The organism is Bradyrhizobium sp. AZCC 2230 (assembly GCF_036924495.1).
Lineage (GTDB): Bacteria > Pseudomonadota > Alphaproteobacteria > Rhizobiales > Xanthobacteraceae > Bradyrhizobium > Bradyrhizobium rifense.
Genome location: NZ_JAZHRS010000001.1, coordinates 1,309,735 through 1,327,865, shown reverse-complemented (window position 1 = coordinate 1,327,865; position 18,131 = coordinate 1,309,735). Strand labels below are relative to the sequence as shown.

Here is an 18,131-nt window from a genome sequence, read left to right as displayed (position 1 = left end):
ACCTCAACCTTTCGACATCAACCCTTTGTCGCGCCGGCGGTCAGGCCGGCGATGTAGTAGTCCATCAGGAAGGCGTAGATGATCAGCGGCGGGGCTGCGCCGAGCAGCGCGCCGGTCATGATCTGACCCCAGTTGAAGACGTCGCCCTTGATCAGCGTGGTGGTGATGCCGACCGGCAGCACCAGCTGGTCGATCGACGTCGTGAACACCAGGGGATAGAGGAACTGGGCCCAGGACACCGTGAAGGCAAAGATGGTCGCTGCGATCAGCCCGGGCAGCGCCACCGGAATGAAGATTCGCAGCAGGGTCTGGAGCCAGGAGGCGCCGTCGATGATCGCGGCCTCATCAAGCTCCTTCGGGATCGAGGCGAAGTAGCCGATCATGATCCAGGTGCAGAACGGCACGGTCAGCGTCGGATAGATGAACACCAGCACATACCAGCGGTTCAGCAGCGTGATGCCGGTGAAGTCCTGGATCACCGCCAGCATCTTGAACAGCGGAATGAACAGCAGGCTGTCCGGGATCAAATAGGTGAGAAACACGCCGGTCGCGAGCGTTGCCGACCCCCAGAACTTCATCCGCGCCAGGGCGAACGCCGCGGGAATGCTGATCAGCATGGTGACGATCACGACCACGATCGAGATGACCGACGAATTCCAGAGGAAGCGCAGGAACTGGTTCGAGGTCAGAAGCTCGACGTAGTTGGACAGTGTTGGATGAAAGACCCACCACGGATTGGTCGCCGCCGAAATCTCCGCGCTGCTCTTGAGCGAGGTGATCAGCATGTAGACCGGCGGCGTCAGGAAGAAGATCGCAAACAGCACCAGGAAGAAATAGGACCAGCGCAGCGCCCAGATGCGGTCCCGGCTCATGCTGCCGAGTTTGACCTTGCGGGAAGGGCCAGCCTTGTCGATCGCGAGCGTGCTCATCAGGCTTCGTTCCCACGTTTATTGACATCGCGCAGGATGAAGACCGCTGCGACGGCGAGGATCGGCACCATGAACAGCGTGACGCAGGCGCCGAGCGGAATGTCGCTGCTCTGGATGCCGACCTGGAACGCCCAGGTCGCGAACAGATGCGTCGTGTCCAGCGGACCGCCGGAGGTCAAGATGCGCACGATGTCGAAATTGGCGAAGGTGACGATCAGCGAGAACAGCGTGGTGATGGCGATGATGTTGCGCATCATCGGCAAGGTGATGTGCCAGATCTTCTGCCACCAATTGGCACCGTCGATCGACGCCGCCTCATAGAGCTGGTCCGGCACCGATTTCAGCGCGGCCAGATACATGATCAGGAAGAACGGCGCGCCATACCAGACATTGACGAGGATGACGGAGAAGCGTGCCCAGAAGGTGTCACCAAGCCAGGGGATCGGACCGACGCCGAAGAAGGAGAGCGTGTAGTTGAAGGCGCTGTAGGAGGGATCGAACAGCCAGAGCCACGCCAGCGTGCTCATCGCCGGCGGGATCACCCAGGGCACCAGCAGCATGCCGCGCCATTTGCGTTGTTTCTTGCCGGGAATGTTGTGGACGAAATGCGCGACGATGAAGCCGATCAGCGCCTTGAAGATCACGGCGGTGATCGCGAAGATGCAGGACTGCTTCACCACCATCCAGAACGTCTCGCGCTTGAACAGGAAGGTGAAATTGCCGAAGCCGACGAACTTCGTCATCGCCTTGTTCAGCGTCGCAAGGTAAACCGAGTAGAAGGCGGGGTAGAGCACGAGCAGCACGATCAGCAGGATCAGCGGCAGCGTCAGGACGAACGCCACCGTCGATTTACGCCCCAGCGCATTGCGCAGGCTCGCCCGTTTGCGCGTGCCGGTGGAGCGGGCGACGCGACCTTGCTCAATGAGGATATCGGCCATGTCAGCTTCCTCAAGTCAGCTTCTTTGGGTCGGCTTCCTTGCAGACTTAAGCCGGCCGCACGGGTCGGCTTGCCGGTCATGCGGATCGGATGACGGGCGGGTGGTTCACGCGCGAGGCGTGAACCGCCATGCCCCCCGGGTTCAGCTCCGCATGAAGCCTTCGCACTCGCCCTCGGCCCAGGCGAGCGCCTGTTCCATCTTCTCGCCCTGCGCATAACGCAGCGCCAACTTGGTCAGCGTCGCCTGATTATAGATTTGCTCTGCAATCTTTGGCGGCGCCGGCGCGGCCGCAATCGACAATGTCTGATGATTGTAGGGGTTCGGATAGTGATAGAGCGTGCCTTTCGGAGGCCCTTCCTCGGCCCAGGTCTTCAGCGTCGTCATGCTTGCGTACGCCGGCAGATCGTACCCGCCGCTCACCTGAACGAACTTTTCGATCGACGACGGCTGCGACAGGTGGCTAAGCAGGCTCTTGGCCGCTTCCTTGTTCTTGGAGAATTTCCAGATGCTCCAGAAGAACGGCTGGAAAGGCGCAAAACGGCCCTTCGGTCCGGCCGGGAAGCCGTGCGTCCAGCATTGCTCCGCGACCTGCGGCGCATCGCGCTTGGCGACCGCCCAAGCGCTCGGCGGGTTCATGATCAGCGCGCCCTTGCCGGAAATCAGCCATTTGTTGTTCGAGGCGTCGTCCCAGGAGGGTGCGTCCGGCGGCAACACCGCGATCAGCTTCTTGTAGAACTCGAGCGCCTGCCGTACCTCGTCGGTCTTGACGGTGATGTCGCCCTTGGCGTTGACGAGCTCGGCACCGAAGGACTGGAAGATCGCGCCCGCGGTGTCGATGTTGTCCGGGGTCGTGCCGAGGCCGATGCCGAAGGCGAAGCCGCCCTTTTGGCAGGCTTCGGCCGCCTTGAGGAACGTATCCATCGTCCAGTTGTCGGCCTTGGGCGGTGAACCAGCCGGATACATTTCCTGGACATCGATGTTCGCGTATTTCTTCATCAGATCGATACGCGAGCAGGGCCCCTTTATCTGACTGCCAGCGGTCGCCGGCACAGCGAGCCATTTGCCGCCGGACTGGCCGAGATACTTGACTGTGCCGTTCACCTCGCCGTTCTGCTTGATGACCGGCTCCATGACGTCATTGACCGGTTCAAGCAAGTTGTCATAGGCGTGCGGCTGCCAGCCGATTTGAGACGACAGGATATCGTGCCCGGACTTTGCCTGCGCCTCGGCTGCCATCGTCAAAAGGAGTTTGTTGCCCTGGCTGGTGATGTAGTCGATGGAAACCTCTACCTTCTCCTTGGCAGCCCATTCATTGATCAGGTCTGTGGAGGCAGCGTTGGCGCCGGGTACCCAGTGGTCCCACAGGCCGATCGAGAGTTGGCCGGCGGCGTAAGCGCCTCGGACATAGGGCGCCGCGATCAGCGCCGTGGAGGACATTGCAGTGGCAGCTACAAATTGACGTCGCGTCAGTGTCTTGCGTGACATCTCGTTTCCTCGCCTTGGTGTGTTTTATTGTTCTGTCGTTTCCTCTGACTTTCCTGAGTTTGTTTTTGATTTTGTTGTTGGACGTTTCTTGATTGGCGTCGTCATCCCTGCGGCAAATCGCGCGGGGACGCGGCAAATTGGTAGCGCGATCAGATCATGATTGATTGCGTCTGTCGAGAAAGCCGAATGCCTCGCTCTCTAGAACTAACGTTGTGGTCGGAAAGTCCGCGGCGTGCGCCGAACATGAGCGAGGGCTGCTCTTATTGCGACGCACACTTCGGCGTGCGACGGCTTGAGACGATCCGTGCGCAATTACGCCGCAGTTCCGAATAAGCCTGCATAACCGCTTCGCGCCCAAGACCTTTCAAGCCAACACCCTCTCAAAGGGGGACAGCGATGCTCTGCGCCTAGACCTCGGTGTCGCGAAAACGGTAGAGTTGCAACCGGCAGGAGGCCTGCCGTTCCCTAGAAGGCAAGCAGATCGACATGAAGACCCAAATGATCCCCCCGACGCCGCCTGCGCGGCTTGGCCTGCGACGTTGGCTCGCGCTCGGCTCCGTGCTGACAGTGCTGATTGGCGCGGCCGCGGCTGCGAATGCACAAGGTTTGGTCAAGGGCGTTCAGGACGGCGCGGCGGCCGGTAACAAGGCGGCGGGTCCCGTCGGTGGCGTTCTCGGCGGTGCCATCGGCGGCGTGGTCGGCGTCTTCACCGGCGTGCTGGGCGTCAACAACAATAATGGCCAGGCGCCGGCTGCCAAGGATGCGAGCAAGGATGCCAGCAAGGACGCATCCAAGGATGCGAAGGACTCCAAGCAGCCGGGCGGCGCCAAGGACAAGGATGCCAAGGACAATACGAAGGGCGCCAAGGACAATGCCAAGGGCGGCAAGGGTGCCAAGGCGACCAAGGAAGCCAAGAACACGCCCCAGGACAACAAGGACGTCACCGTCCTGACCCAGCCCGGCGCGCCGCAGCTGACCGCGGACCAGATCGTCTCCAACAGCGATTCCTATATCGAGCGCATCAAGACCGAGCTGAACCTGACCCCCGATCAGGAGAAGCACTGGTTCGGCTTCTCCAGCGCCATGCACTATCTCGGGCATAATGGCGCCGAGCGGCTCAACCTGCGCATGGAGCGCGCCAAGCGCGATCCGCCGGACGACATCATCGAGCAGATGCGCAACGAGTCGCAGTTCCTGATCGACCGCGCCGCCGATCAGCGCAATGTCGCCGATGCCGCCGAACCGTTGTTCTCGAGCCTCGATGACAAGCAGAAGCAGGTGTTCATCGAGGAAATGGTTCGGCTCAGCCATGAGCGCGGCCTGGATTGATCAAGCTTGAGTTGGATTGCATGCATTCGTGGAATTTGAAGGCCACGAATTCGTGAATCCTTCTCGCAAATCGGGTATGCTTATCTCCGCAAGATGGCTGCGGGGTTGATATGGCGGACGGACTCTCCGTTTTCCTGGTCGAAGACGAGGCGTTGATCCGGATGATGATGGCTGACATGGTGGAGGAGCTTGGCCACCATGTCGTCGCAGAAGCGGACAATGTGCGCGATGCGAGCGCTTTTGCGATGACCGCGCAGTACGATTTCGCGATCCTCGACATCAATCTGATGGGCGTTTACGTCGATCCGGTCGCCGATTTGATCGAGCGCCGCGGCAAGCCGTTTTTGTTTGCGACGGGCTATGGGCCGGAATTGCTGCCGTCGTTGCTCCGGCGCCGGCCGATTTTGCGCAAGCCGATTGCGCTCGACCAGCTCAAGATCATGATCGACTCGCTGTTTCCGGATGCGCCGGCCAAGGCATCGTACTGATCCAGGGCGCCACACTGACATTGTCAACGATCGAGAGGCGGTCAACGAAGACTTGGTCAACGAAGATTTGGTCGACGAAGATGGCCGCCCGACAGGGGCGGCCATTTGGGACGGAAGGTCCGTCAGTGTCTCACATCAGGCCGGCGCTGAGGTCAACGCCGTGCGCCATCAGGCTGAACGAGGCGATGAACCCCAAGCCGCAGAAGATGATAATGGCTTTAAAAGAATAATCGGTCGACCGGGTCTGGATGGCAGCCGGCATTTCGGCGAACGAAATCATGCTCATGTTCATTCCCCCCTTGTTGATCCTGAAATTGCATCAGGTGAGGGAACTCTTAGAGCAAAGAGTTTGACATAGGCTTGCGAGAGATCCTTAACGGAATCGCAATCGATCGCAGACTCGCCGCCGGGCGACAGGAGGTCCTGCAAGGCTTAGTTGCGGCCGGCCTTCAGCACCGTGGAGATCGTGTGGGCAGTCATGGCGGCGCGGTCTGAGGCGCGCTGTGCCGCCAACCGGTCCCGGGCCTTCTCCTCGATCAACAGCTCGATCAGCGCCATGCGCTTGTTGTCATCGTCTGCCTCGGTCAGCAGCCGGTGATAGCGGTGATAGTCGAAGCCCACATCCTGCTTACGCATGTCACGCCCCCGTACCTACGCCACACACAGGCGCGAATTGTTTCCCATCGGAAACAATGGGGCAAGCACGATCCTGCGTGGAACCGCGCGTGCGCTGCAATCAGCTGTGAATTGCTTAACGGGGAGGTGCGAGGGCGGGCGCGCTTCAATCCAGATTGTGGTCGGCGAACGTCTTAAGGCCGACGAAGCTCGCATCGGGCTTGACGACGAGGCGCGTTGGGATGTTGCGCAAATAGTCCTGGAAGCGCCCCTTGGCTTCGAAACGCGCGCGGAACGCTGAAGCCGAAAGGAACTCCGGAAAGCGCGGCACGATTCCGCCGGCAATGTAGACGCCGCCTCTGGAGCCGAAGGTCACCGCGAGATTGCCGGCGACCGAGCCGAGGATCTCGCAAAACATCTCCAGCGTCGCGCGGCTGAGCTCGCAAGTCCCGTCCAGCGCCGCCCTGGTGATCGCTGCCGCATCGCGTTGCGGCACCTGGGCTCGGTCGACCTCGGCCATCGCTTCATAGAGGGATTGCAGCCCGGAGCCGGACAGGGCGCCGCGCTCGATGGAGACATGGCCAAAGCGCCGGCGCATGGCGGCGATCACACGCTCCTCGCGCTCGTTCTCCGCCGGGAGCGTCGCGTGACCGGCCTCCGTGACGACGGCGAGCCGGGAGCCGTGACGCTCGACCAGGCAGGAGACGCCGAAACCCGTCCCGGGGCCGACCACCAGCAGCGGCTCCCCGGACATGCCGTCCTGGCCGCCGAGCGGAATCAGGTCCGCCGGCTGCAAGGCCGGCAGGGACCAGGCCACCACCTCGAAATCGTTGAGCACGTGGACGCTGTCGAAGCCGAGCGCCGGCTGGAGCTCGTTGCCGTCGATCACCCAGGGGCTGTTGGTCATGACGCAGCGATTGTTGGTGACCGGACCGGCGACGGCGAGGACGGCCCTGGCCGGCTTCTCGCTGTCGGCCCGCCGCAGCACGTCGACGATGGCTTCGCGGACCGTCGGATGGTCAGCGACTTTCACATAGTCGATCGCGCCGATCTGCTCGCCATTGCTCAGCGCGAAGCGCGCATTGGTGCCGCCGATATCGGCGAGAAGAATGTTGCCTGTCTTGCCGATACTCATGACCATTTGGCTGCCGTAGCCTTGCAGGCTTCGGGAACCCTTTTCCTCCACTCCTTCGCCGCGATCCGCATGCCGCGGATATCAGAGATTCCGCCCTCAGGTACAGCTAGTCAACACGGACGGGGCCAAAGCGTTGCATCCAGGTGGGGATCAGCGTGGGGATCGGCCGGCCGTTTGCGCGACATCGTTGCAGGGTGTCGGAGGTTGCGAAGCAGCGCGGGAAGATCGACATTGACGACAGCACTGGCGCCGATTGCGCCGGATGGACAACATGGGGCCTGCGATGAAGATATCCGACCGCGACGTGCTGCTGGTGATCGACGTGCAGAACGACTTCTGCACGGGCGGGGCGCTCGCCGTTCCCGGCGGAGAGAAGGTCGTCCCCGTCATCAACCGGATCGCCCAAAAATTCGCCAATGTGGTGCTGACGCAGGACTGGCATCCGGGCGACCACGTCTCCTTTGCGCCGAACCATGCTGGCAAGCAGCCGTTCCAGACCATCCAGCTCGACTACGGCACCCAGGTGCTCTGGCCCACGCATTGCGTCCAGGGCACGGCCGGCGCCGAATTCCATCGGGAGCTCGAGGTCACACGCGCGAACCTTGTGGTCCGCAAGGGTTTCCGCCGCGGGATCGATTCCTATTCGGCGTTGTTCGAGAATGACCACAAGACGCCGACCGGTTTGCTTGGCTATCTGCGCGAGCGCGAGCTGAAGACGGTTTTCGTCGCCGGCCTGGCGCTCGATTTCTGCGTCCGCTTTTCCGCGGAGGATGCGCGCAAGGCCGGGTTCGAAATTGCCGTGATCGAGGATGCCTGCCGCGGCATCGACCTCGACGGCTCGGTCGCGGCGGCCCATCAAAGTTTTGAGGAGCTCGGCATTTCCGTCGTCAGCCTGGAGGCGTTTTTGTGAGGATCATGCGGTGATGGTGGCTGGGAAGAGCGGTCAACAGCCCGGCGAAGCAGGCCGCGGTCGCGACGACCCCATGCTGTGGCCGTTTGCGGCGGCCCGGCTCGCCATGGACGCCTGCTTCTGGTGGCTGGAGCGCGGCCCGGCGGAGCAGGGAGAGGGCGACCTTCCCTGGACCACGCCCGGCACCGCGGTGGAGCTCGCCACCATGCGGCTGCGCGATTGTTCGCGGACGCGATCCGGTCAGCCGGCGCTGGTCTGCGCGCCCTATGCGCTGCACCGGGCCTTGATCGCGGATTTCGCACCCGGCCATAGCGTGGTGCAGTCGCTGCAACAGGGCGGCATCGATCGGATCTATCTCACCGACTGGCGCTCGGCCACGCCTGACATGCGCTATCTCTCGATCGACAGCTATCTCGGCGATCTCAACGTTGCCGTCGACGAGATCGGCGCACCGGTCGACCTGGTCGGGCTGTGCCAGGGCGGCTGGCTCTCGCTGCTCTATGCGGCGCGGTTTCCGGCCAAGGTGCGGCGGCTGGTGCTAGCAGGTGCGCCGGTCGACCTCTCGGTCGAGTCCAGGCTGTCGCAACTCGCCCGCAACGCGCCTGAGATCGTCTACGACCAGCTCGTCGCGCGTGGCGGCGGCAATGTCAGCGGCGAGGAGATGCTGCATGTCTGGTCGAAGCGGCCTGACCGCGACGACATCGCGGTCGCGTTGCAGAAAGGCCTTTCGGACGAGGAGGGCGCGGCCCTGCTCGCGCGTTTCGAGCGCTGGAACACCGAGACGCTGAACCTGCCGGGCACCTACTATCTCCAGATCGTCAACTGGATCTTTCGAGAGAACCGGATCGCCGACGGCAATTTCACGGCCCTCGGCCGCGCGATCAACCTGAAGGACGTCAAGTCGCCCATCTTCCTGCTGGCCGGGCTCGACGACGATGTCGTGCCGGCGACACAGGCGCTTGCGACCGCCGGGCTTGTCGGCACGCCGCCGGCTTTCGTTGCAGCAAGCTCCGAGCCCAGCAATCATCTCGGCCTGTTCATGGGCGCGCGGACACATGCCCATGTCTGGCCCCGGATCGCGGAATGGCTGCGCAGCGACCTCTCCAGCGTGTTGGCACGCAGCGCCTGACGGCACCTAAAGCCAAGGCCTGCGAAGCTGCAAATCCGTTATGCATGACGGCGGATGGCCTGCACGGGGGCCTATCGATGGGTTAAATAGAGGCGAGAGCTGGCTGCGGCCGGTCCGACAAGATTTAAGGGTCCTTTGCTCGATGAGCTTCCACTCGATCTACGCCCACGGGTTTGCGCGCGTTGCGGCCTGCGTCACCGCCTCCCATGTGGCCGATCCCGCGGCCAATGCGAAGGCGGTCATGGCGGCGGCGAAAAATTGTGACGCGCAATCGGTCGCGGTGGCCGTGTTTCCCGAGCTGTGCCTGTCCGGCTATGCGATCGAGGATCTCGTCAAGCAGGATCCGCTGCTCGACGCGGTTGAGCGCGGGCTGGCCGCCGTTGTCGAGGCCTCCGCGGCACTGATGACCGTGCTGATCGTCGGCGCGCCGCTGCGATTCGGCAATCGCATCTACAATTGCGCCGTCGTTATTCACCGCGGGAATGTTCTGGGCGTCGTGCCCAAGAGCTATCTGCCGACCTATCGCGAATTCTACGAGGGCCGCCATTTCGCCTCCGGCGCCGGCATCGCCGGCGAGGCGATCGCGATCGGCAAGCTCCGCGCGCCATTCGGGACCGACCTGCTGTTTGCCGCCGAGGACGTGCTTGGCCTCACCATCGGCGTCGAGATCTGCGAGGACATGTGGATCCCGGTGACGCCGGCGTCCGAACTCGCGCTGGCCGGAGCGAGCGTGCTGATCAATCTGTCGGGGAGCCCGATCACGATCGGCCGGGCGCGCTCGCGCGCGCTGTTGTGCCAGTCGACCTCCGCCCGCTGCCTGGCGGCCTATGTCTATTCCGCCGCGGGGGCAGGCGAATCCACCACTGATCTCGCCTGGGACGGCCAGACCTCGATCTACGAGAACGGCGTGCTGCTGGCCGAGGGCGAGCGGTTCCGGCAGGACGGCCAGATTACGCTCGCCGACGTCGATCTCGACCTGCTCAGGCAGGAGCGCGCCCTGATGGGCACGTTCGACGACAATCGCCGGCAGCGCGAGGGCAGCTTCCGCAAGGTGACATTCGCCGTGACCCCGCCGGCCACCGACATCGGCTTCCTGCGCAAGATCGAGCGCTTCCCGTTCGTGCCGAGCGACGAAAGCCTGCTCGAGCAGGATTGCTACGAGGCCTACAACATCCAGGTCGCAGGCCTGGTGCAGCGCATGCGCGCGACCGGCACCAAGCGCGTCGTGATCGGTGTATCAGGCGGTCTCGATTCCACCCATGCGCTGATCGTTGCCGCCAAGGCGGTCGATCTCCTGGGTCTGCCGCGCGAGAATATTTTGGCCTACACGATGCCGGGCTTTGCCACAGGCAGCGAGAGCAAGACCAATGCGCTGGCGCTGATGAAGGCGTTGCAGACCAATTGGCAGGAACTCGACATCCGCACCACGGCCACGCAGATGCTGAAAGACATCGGCCATCCCTTCGGCAAGGGCGAGAAGGTCTACGATGTCACCTTCGAGAACGTGCAGGCGGGCCTGCGCACCGACTATCTGTTCCGGCTCGCCAACCACCACGGCGGCATCGTCATCGGCACCGGCGATCTCTCGGAGCTCGCGCTCGGCTGGTGCACCTACGGCGTCGGCGACCAGATGGCGCATTATAATGTCAACGCCGGCGTGCCGAAGACGTTGATCCAGCATCTGATCCGCTGGGTGATCGCCTCGAAACAATTCAGCGGCGACGTGAACGGGACTCTCACCTCGATCCTGTCGGCCGAAATCTCGCCGGAACTGGTTCCGGTCAAGCCGGGCGAGAAGCCGCAGAGCACGGAGGCCTCCGTCGGGCCCTACGAGCTGCAGGATTTCAACCTGTTCTACACGCTGCGCTTCGGCCTGCGGCCGTCCAAGATCGCCTTCATGGCGTTCCAGGCCTGGAAGGACGTCGCCGAGGGCGAATGGCCGCCCGCATTCCCGGCTGACAAGCGCCGCGCCTATGATCTTCCGGAAATTCGGCGCTGGCTTGAGGTGTTCCTGCGCCGCTTCTTCGCGTTCAGCCAGTTCAAGCGCTCTGCGATGCCGAACGGACCGAAGGTCTCGGCCGGCGGCTCGCTGTCGCCGCGCGGCGACTGGCGTGCGCCGTCGGATTCGAGTGCTGCGGCCTGGCTTGAGGATCTCGAGCGGAACGTGCCGAAATAAGCGAAGAGGGCAGCCCAAAATGACTTCGCGCCGCGCGGCTCATGTAGCCGGCGGCGCGAAGTTGCATTCGATTTAGAAAGCACGAGGTCCGGAGTGCCTAGGAGTCCGGACCTCGTAACCTTGCCCCAGCCTTTGATCCCCCCGCCCCAGATGGTCCCCCAACCCCGTGGTGCGCGATCAGAGGGTGATGCCCTTGGAAGGCCGCCGATCGATGTCCCGCGATGTACGCGAGATCGGATTAGGACTCCATTCCGGATCACTACGGACTTAATCGTGCTTGATTTCGCGCACGCATGCATGCGTCTGCGCGCGGTGCGCTCGCCGTTGCCCGAATTCGATGCAGTCGAGCGGCAGGATGTCCACATCTGCCGAATCCGCATTTCACCGGCGTGTCATTGAACTGGTCTAGCGCTGCCTTGGTCATCGTTGACGGCCAAGGGAGAAAGTTATGTCGAAGCCGGTGTTGGGCGCCGCACTGTCCATCAAATCGATCCCCGCCCACCGTGACTGGCTTCTGGAACGACAACGCGATCTCGAAGTCCAGGACTTCTTCCGCGCCGATCTGCTCGACGGCGACTGGCGCAGCGCTGCCACCGACATCAAGCAGATGCTCTCAGGCCATACCGGTCGCCTCGGCATCCACGGCCCGTTCTGGGGCTTCAAGATCGACAGCCATGATCCGATGATCCGCCAGGCCGTGACCAAACGCCTGCTGCAGGGCCTTGATGCCGCTGAATTCCTCGGCGCGACCCAGATGGTGATGCATTCGCCGTTCACGACCTGGGACCACAACAATCTCGATCTCTATCCGGACAGCCGCGCCAACATCGTCGAGCGTGTCAAGGCGACGCTGGCCGAGGTGATCGCGCGCGCCGAGACCATCGGCTGCGAGATCGTCATCGAGAACATCGAGGACAAGGACCCGCGCGACCGCGTGCGCCTCGCCAAGGCGCTCGAAAGCAGCAAGATCCGCGTCTCCCTCGACACCGGCCACGCCAACTACGCCCACGTCTCCACCGGCGCGCCGCCGGTCGACTATTACGTCGAAATCGCCGGTGACATGTTGACGCATGTGCACCTCCAGGACACCGACGGCTTTGCTGATCGCCATTGGGCGCCGGGCGAAGGCAACATTCCCTGGGTCGCCGTGTTCCGCGCGCTGGGCCGGCTGACCTCGAAACCGCGGCTGATCCTCGAGCTCCGCAACCACGACGACGTCCGCAAGGGCGCCGCGCATCTCGCCGCGCTCGGTCTCGCCGAATAACCAGATCACAGAGGGCAGGGGTCATCGTCATGCGCAAGCTCACCCGTCGCACCATCCTGAAATCCGGCGGCGTTGCCGCCGGCACGCTGTTGCTGCCGCGCTTTGCGATTGCGCAGGCCGACAACCGTCCGTCGGTGACGATCGCCGTGCAGAAGGTGACGAACGCCAACGTGCTCGACGTGCTGCGCGAGCAGTCCAATGTCGGCGAGCGGGTGTTCTTCTCCTCGATCTGGGAAGGGCTGATCTCGAAGAATTTCCGCGGCAATCTCGAGGCGGTGCCAGGCCTTGCCACCGAATGGCGCCGCATCGACGACCAGACCGTCGAGGTGAAGCTGCGCCAGGGCGTGAAATTCCACAATGGCGACGAACTGACCGCCGAAGACGTCGTCTTCACCTTCAGCCGCGAGCGCATGTTCGGCGAGACCGAAGCCAAGAGCCGCTCCACCATCCAGGCTTTCGAAAAGATCCCGATGCCGAAGCCCGGCAAGGAATTGCCGCCGGACGTGCCCGCGGTCGCGCGCCGCATCTGGCCCGATCTCGTCCGCGTCGACGCCGTCGACAAGTACACGGTGCGCTTCTACAACGCGACGCCGGACGTCACCATCGAGGGCCGGCTGTCGCGCTATGGCTCGGATATCGCCAATCGCCGCGCCTGGGATGAATCCGCAAGCTATCTCGACTGGGCGCGCAAGCCGGTCACCACCGGTCCCTACAAGGTCGTCGAGCTCAAGCCCGACATCTCGCTGACGCTGGAAGCGCACGACGAATATTGGGGCGGCCGGCCGCCGCTCAAGCGGATCCGCTTCCTGGAAGTGCCGGAGGTCGCGAGCCGCATCAACGGGCTCTTGTCCGGCGAATACCAGTTTGCCTGCGACATCCCGCCGGACCAGATCGCCGGGATCGAGAAGAATGCGGCGTTCGAAGTGCAGGGCGGCACCATTCTCAATCACCGCCTGACCGTGTTCGACAAGAACCACGCCCAGCTCGCCAATCCGCTGGTGCGGCGTGCCTTCACCCACGCGATCGACCGCCAGGCCATCGTCGACAGCCTGTGGGCCGGCCGTACCCGCGTGCCGAAGGGCCTGCAGTGGGAATTTTACGGCGACATGTTCAACGCCGACTGGAACGTGCCGGCTTACGATCCCAAGCTCGCGCAGGATCTTTTGAAGCAGGCCAACTACAAGGGCGATCCGATCCCCTATCGCCTGCTCAACAACTACTACACCAACCAGGTCGCGACCGCGCAGGTGCTGGTCGAGATGTGGAAATCGGTCGGCCTCAACGTCGAGATCGAGACCAAGGAAAACTGGTCGCAGATCATGGAACGTGCGCCGACCCGCGCCGTGCGCGACTGGTCGAACTCCGCGGCCTTCAACGATCCGGTGTCGTCGATCGTTGCCCAGCACGGTCCGAACGGCCAACAGCAGCAGATCGGCGAATGGACCAACCTCGAGCTGAACAAGCTCTCGGAGTTCCTGGAGACCTCGACCGACCGCGCCGCGCGCAAGAACGCGTTCCACCGCATGCTGGAGATCGCCGAGCGCGAGGACCCCGCCTATACAGTGCTGCACCAGAACGCGACCTTCACGGCCAAGCCGAAGTCGATCAAATGGAAGGCCTCGCCCGCTTTCGCGATGGATTTCCGCGCCGGCAATTTCGAGGCTTAATCCATGACGCCGCTGGTCAGCATTGAAGGCCTCAGCGTCGCCTTCAACGGCGTGCCGGTGCTGCGCGGCGTCGATCTCGCACTGAGCAAGGGCGAGGCCCTGGGCCTCGTCGGCGAGTCCGGGTCCGGCAAGTCGGTGACCTGGCTTGCCGCGCTGGGCTTGCTGCCCCGGCATGCGAACATCTCGGGCTCTGTCCGTCTCGACGGGCGCGAGATCCTTGGCGCGCGGGCCTCCGAGCTCGACCAGGTGCGGGGCGGGCGGGTTGCCATGATCTTCCAGGATCCGGCAAGCGCGCTCAATCCGGTGCTGACCATCCGCAAGCAGCTCTGCGAGGCGCTGGCCCTGCATCGCGATCTCTCGGGCGAGGCCGTGAAGGCCGAAGCACTGCGGCTGCTCAACCTCGTCGGCATTCCCGACGCGGCGCGGCGGCTCGCCGCCTATCCGCATGAATTCTCCGGCGGCCAGGTCCAGCGCATCATGATCGCGATGGCGCTCGCCGGAAATCCCGATCTGCTGATCGCAGACGAGCCGACCACCGCGCTCGATGCCACCATCCAGGCGCAGATTCTGGAGCTGCTCTCCACCGTCCGCCGCGAGATGGGCATGGCGATGGTTCTGATCAGCCACGATCTCGGCGTCGTCGCGGAGAACTGCGACCGCGTCGCGGTGATGTATGCCGGCCGCATCGTCGAGCAGGCGCCCGCCAATCAGATCTTCGCCGATCCCGTGCACCCCTATGCGCAAGGACTGATCGGCGCGCTGCCGCCGCTTGATGGGCCGCGCCGCCGTCTCTCCGCCATTCCCGGCACGGTGCCCGATCCCGCGCACATGCCTGATGGATGCGCGTTCGCGCCACGCTGTGCGCTGGCGGCCGAGCCCTGCCGCCTCGCCGTGCCGACCCTCGCGCCGATCGCAATCGATCGCACTGTGGCCTGCTTCCGCGCCGAGGCTTCGCGCCGCGCGCTGCTCGGGATCGCGGCCGAATGAGCGCGCCGCTCGTCGAGGTGTCCTCGGTCTCGCGCAGTTATTCGATGCGGTCCGGAATGTTCGGCCGCAGCACGGCCGTGCACGCCGTCGACGGCGTGTCGCTGAGCATTCCCAAGGGCGAAACGCTCGGCCTTGTCGGCGAGTCCGGCTCGGGCAAGTCCACGACGGGGCGCGTCGTGCTCGGCCTCGAGCCGCCGGATCGTGGCGAGGTCTGCTTCGGCGGCAAGCCGATGGCCGCGCCCGGGACAAAGGCGTGGCGTGCACAGCGCGCCCGGATGCAGATGATCTTTCAGGACCCGCTGGGCGCGCTGGACCGGCGTTTGCCGGTGGCGACGCAGATCCGCGAGCCCCTCGACATTCACGGTCTCGGCACACCGGCCGAGCGCGAGGATCGCGTCCGCGAGTTGCTGCGCGCCGTCGAGCTCACGCCCGCGCATGGCGCGTGCTATCCGGGCGCGCTGTCCGGCGGTCAGCGCCAGCGCATCGTGCTGGCACGGGCGCTGGCGACAAAGCCCGATTTCCTCGTCTGCGACGAGCCTGTCAGCGCGCTCGACGTCTCGATCCAGGCCCAGGTGGTGAATTTGCTCGCCGATCTCCAGGCGCAGCTTGGGCTGACGCTGCTGTTCATCAGCCACGATCTGCGGGTCGTCAGGCAGATCAGCAATGTCGTCGCGGTGATGTATCTCGGTCGCATCGTCGAGATCGGCAGCGCCGACGATCTCTTTGCGCGCCCCGAGCATCCCTACACGCAGGCGCTGGTCTCGGCTTCGCCCGCACCCGGCCGCCGCAGCGCCGGCCGCATCGTGCTGGCGGGCGATCCGCCGAACCCGGCGGCTCGCCCCAAAGGCTGCGCGTTCCATCCGCGCTGCCCGCGCGCCATTGCGCGCTGTGTGAGCGAGGTGCCGACGCTCTCCGCTGTCGGCGGCGACCGTCAGGTGGCCTGCCATCTCGTGACGGGGCCGCAAGTCCAAACGCGGGACGCGGCGTGATGGGGCGCTATTTCGCCATTCGGATCGGACGCGCGGCGCTCACGATCGTGCTCGTCGTCACCTTCGCCTTCGTGGTGCTGCGGCTATCAGGCGATCCCGCGCTGATGATTTTGGGACCGGAAGCGCCGCCGGAAGTGCTCGCCGCCTTCCGCAAGGCGTGGGGCCTCGATGACCCCATCTTGTTTCAATATCTCGATTACTTCGGTGCTATTGCCAAAGGCGAGCTCGGCCGCTCCATGCGTGACGGACGACCGGCGATCCAGCTCGTGCTGGAGCGGATCCCGGCGACGCTGGCGCTGACGCTGCCGGCCTTCTTCTTCAAGGTCGCACTCGGGATCCCCGCCGGCATCTACGCTGCGCTGCATCGCGGCTCAGCAATCGACCGCGCCGTGATGATGACGGCGGTCGCGGGATTCACCGTGCCGAGTTTTGTGCTCGCGCTGCTGCTGGTGCTGGTCTTTGCCGTCCAGCTTGGCTGGCTGCCGTCGGGCGGGCAGGACAGCTGGCGCCACGCCATCCTGCCGATCGTGACGCTCAGCCTCGGCGGCGCGGCGGTGCTGGCGCGCTTCACCCGTAGCGCGATGCTCGAGGTGCTCGGCCAGCCCTATATCCGCACGGCGTCGGCGAAAGGCGTGCCCTGGCATCGCGTTGTGATCTCGCACGCGCTGCCGAACGCGGCGATCCCGACGGTGACGATCCTGGGCTTCATGGTGGGCTCATTGATTGCGGGCGCGGTCGTGGTCGAAAGCGTGTTCTCGTGGCCAGGGGTAGGGCGCCTGCTCGTCGTTGCGGTCGCCAACCGAGATCTCGCCGTCGTGCAGTGCATCCTGCTGCTGGTCGCGCTGACCATGGTCACGTCAAACCTGATCGTCGACTTCCTCTATGGCTTCCTCGACCCGCGCTTGCGCGCGAAAGGGGCTCATGCATGACCGATGCGACGCTGAAGGATACGGCTACGCGCCGCCGCATCAGCCTGCCGGCGATCCCGGTCTCCGTCGCACTTGCGGTCAGCTGGATCATCGCCATGCTGGTGATCGCCGCGCTCGCCGAGAAGATCGCGCCCTATGGCTACACCCAATTCGATCTGCGCAATCGCCTGGCTGCGCCCGGCAATGTCGCGCACTGGCTCGGCACCGACGAGCTTGGCCGCGACGTGCTGTCGCGGCTGCTCGTGTCCATCCGCATCTCGCTCCTGATTGCCTTCGGCGCGACCGCGATCTCGGCGGTCGTCGGCACCACGCTCGGCTTCCTCGCCGCGCATTTCCGCGGGGCCGTCGAGCAGTTCGTGCTGATGCTGACCGATTTCCAGGCCAGCATGCCGTTCCTGATCATGGCGCTCGCGGTACTCGCCTTCTTCGGCAATTCGCTGCCGCTGCTGATCGGCCTGATGGGCCTGTTCGGCTGGGAGCGCTATGCCCGCATCGCCCGCGGCCTTGCCATCTCCGCCAATGCGCAGGGCTACGCCGCCGCCGTCCGCCAACTCGGCGCCACGCCGGCGCGGATCTACCTGCAGCACATCCTGCCCAACATCGCCTCAACCCTGATCGTCTCGACCACGCTGGTGTTTCCCGAGGTGATCCTGATGGAGTCAGGCCTGTCCTTCCTCGGCCTCGGCGTGCAGCCGCCGATGACCAGCCTCGGCAACATGGTCGGCTATGGCCGCGAGTACCTGACCCGGGCGCCCTGGATCATGCTGGCACCGGCCACAACGATCGTGGTGACCACGCTGGCGGTCTCCGTGATCGGCGACTGGCTGCGCGACCGGCTCGATCCGACCCTGCAGTAGTAGGGACATCAGGTCTCGTGTCCCGGACGCGCTGCAGCGCTCTCGCGCTGCTGCGCAGAGCCGGGACCCATATGTGGACGGCCCCCGTGGCACAAGAGCTTTGTGATGTTTGATCGGATCGCTTGCATCCATATGTCCGGCCTATTGATGCGGCTTGTCGGAGGACCGCTGGCCAAGATGGTTTTCGCGACACGAGTTCCAATCAACCACGCGACCTTGTTCGGCCAATGGGTCCCACGGATTTACTCGCATCTCGAACGATCGATCGCACCATCTCCTCTGCTCTTGCAGCTCCGGTTCGGCC

The 18,131-nt window shown here is 64.1% G+C and carries 17 protein-coding genes; 11 read left to right on the top strand and 6 right to left on the bottom strand.

What is annotated here, in order from left to right; genetic code table 11:
• Positions 1-17: 17 nt before the first annotated feature.
• From V1280_RS06315 to V1280_RS06305, 3 genes are all read right to left on the bottom strand, one after another.
• Complete coding sequence (locus tag V1280_RS06315) at positions 18-929, bottom strand: carbohydrate ABC transporter permease (RefSeq protein ID WP_334520522.1); 912 nt, start codon at positions 927-929, stop codon at positions 18-20.
• A complete protein-coding gene (locus V1280_RS06310; RefSeq protein WP_334520519.1) occupies positions 929-1,867 on the bottom strand; it encodes a carbohydrate ABC transporter permease in 939 nt (312 codons plus the stop codon). Before V1280_RS06310 ends, V1280_RS06315 begins: the two co-directional genes overlap by 1 nt.
• Before the next feature lie 141 nt (positions 1,868-2,008).
• Positions 2,009-3,352 (bottom strand): ABC transporter substrate-binding protein, encoded by a 1,344-nt coding sequence (locus V1280_RS06305; RefSeq protein ID WP_334520517.1) that lies wholly within the window; start codon positions 3,350-3,352, stop codon positions 2,009-2,011.
• Between the two features lie 498 nt (positions 3,353-3,850).
• Between V1280_RS06305 and V1280_RS06300 the strand changes: the two genes are divergently transcribed.
• A complete protein-coding gene (locus V1280_RS06300) occupies positions 3,851-4,681 on the top strand; it encodes a Spy/CpxP family protein refolding chaperone (protein ID WP_334538202.1) in 831 nt (276 codons plus the stop codon).
• 110 nt (positions 4,682-4,791) lie between these two features.
• Positions 4,792-5,169, top strand: coding sequence for a response regulator (locus tag V1280_RS06295; RefSeq protein WP_148772676.1), 378 nt, complete (start codon positions 4,792-4,794; stop codon positions 5,167-5,169).
• 130 nt (positions 5,170-5,299) lie between these two features.
• Here V1280_RS06295 and V1280_RS06290 read toward each other — a convergent pair whose 3' ends face one another.
• The 3 genes from V1280_RS06290 to glk form a co-directional block, all read right to left on the bottom strand.
• Positions 5,300-5,455: a hypothetical protein gene (locus V1280_RS06290; protein ID WP_334520512.1), complete on the bottom strand. Its 156-nt coding sequence runs from the start codon at positions 5,453-5,455 to the stop codon at positions 5,300-5,302.
• Between the two features lie 146 nt (positions 5,456-5,601).
• On the bottom strand, positions 5,602-5,805 hold the full coding sequence (locus V1280_RS06285) for a hypothetical protein (protein WP_334520509.1): 204 nt from the start codon (positions 5,803-5,805) through the stop codon (positions 5,602-5,604).
• A 145-nt stretch (positions 5,806-5,950) separates the two neighbouring features.
• Positions 5,951-6,919 (bottom strand): glucokinase, encoded by a 969-nt coding sequence (glk, locus tag V1280_RS06280; RefSeq protein ID WP_334520506.1) that lies wholly within the window; start codon positions 6,917-6,919, stop codon positions 5,951-5,953.
• A 271-nt stretch (positions 6,920-7,190) separates the two neighbouring features.
• Between glk and pncA the strand changes: the two genes are divergently transcribed.
• The 9 genes from pncA to V1280_RS06235 all read left to right on the top strand — a co-directional run bounded on the left by pncA (position 7,191) and on the right by V1280_RS06235 (position 17,827).
• The gene (gene pncA, locus V1280_RS06275) at positions 7,191-7,829 is read left to right on the top strand and encodes a bifunctional nicotinamidase/pyrazinamidase (protein ID WP_334520503.1); all 639 of its coding nucleotides are present in this window, start codon (positions 7,191-7,193) and stop codon (positions 7,827-7,829) included.
• Between the two features lie 16 nt (positions 7,830-7,845).
• Complete coding sequence (locus V1280_RS06270; RefSeq protein WP_334538200.1) at positions 7,846-8,958, top strand: alpha/beta fold hydrolase; 1,113 nt, start codon at positions 7,846-7,848, stop codon at positions 8,956-8,958.
• Between the two features lie 142 nt (positions 8,959-9,100).
• Positions 9,101-11,134, top strand: a complete 2,034-nt coding sequence (locus V1280_RS06265; protein ID WP_334520500.1) for an NAD(+) synthase — start codon at positions 9,101-9,103, stop codon at positions 11,132-11,134.
• Positions 11,135-11,582: 448 nt separating this feature from the next.
• Entirely contained in the window at positions 11,583-12,398 is an 816-nt protein-coding gene (locus V1280_RS06260) for a sugar phosphate isomerase/epimerase family protein (RefSeq protein WP_334520496.1), read from the top strand.
• 29 nt (positions 12,399-12,427) lie between these two features.
• Positions 12,428-14,065, top strand: coding sequence for an ABC transporter substrate-binding protein (locus V1280_RS06255; RefSeq protein ID WP_334520493.1), 1,638 nt, complete (start codon positions 12,428-12,430; stop codon positions 14,063-14,065).
• A 3-nt stretch (positions 14,066-14,068) separates the two neighbouring features.
• Positions 14,069-15,052 carry an ABC transporter ATP-binding protein gene (locus V1280_RS06250; protein WP_334520491.1) on the top strand — a complete coding sequence of 328 codons (984 nt, stop codon included), beginning with the start codon at positions 14,069-14,071 and terminating at the stop codon, positions 15,050-15,052.
• Positions 15,049-16,041 (top strand): ABC transporter ATP-binding protein, encoded by a 993-nt coding sequence (locus V1280_RS06245; protein ID WP_334520488.1) that lies wholly within the window; start codon positions 15,049-15,051, stop codon positions 16,039-16,041. The genes V1280_RS06250 and V1280_RS06245 overlap by 4 nt, the downstream gene beginning before the upstream one ends.
• On the top strand, positions 16,041-16,970 hold the full coding sequence (locus tag V1280_RS06240) for an ABC transporter permease (RefSeq protein ID WP_334520484.1): 930 nt from the start codon (positions 16,041-16,043) through the stop codon (positions 16,968-16,970). The genes V1280_RS06245 and V1280_RS06240 overlap by 1 nt, the downstream gene beginning before the upstream one ends.
• Positions 16,967-17,827: an ABC transporter permease gene (locus V1280_RS06235; protein ID WP_334520480.1), complete on the top strand. Its 861-nt coding sequence runs from the start codon at positions 16,967-16,969 to the stop codon at positions 17,825-17,827. Before V1280_RS06240 ends, V1280_RS06235 begins: the two co-directional genes overlap by 4 nt.
• The last annotated feature ends 304 nt before the right edge of the window (positions 17,828-18,131 follow it).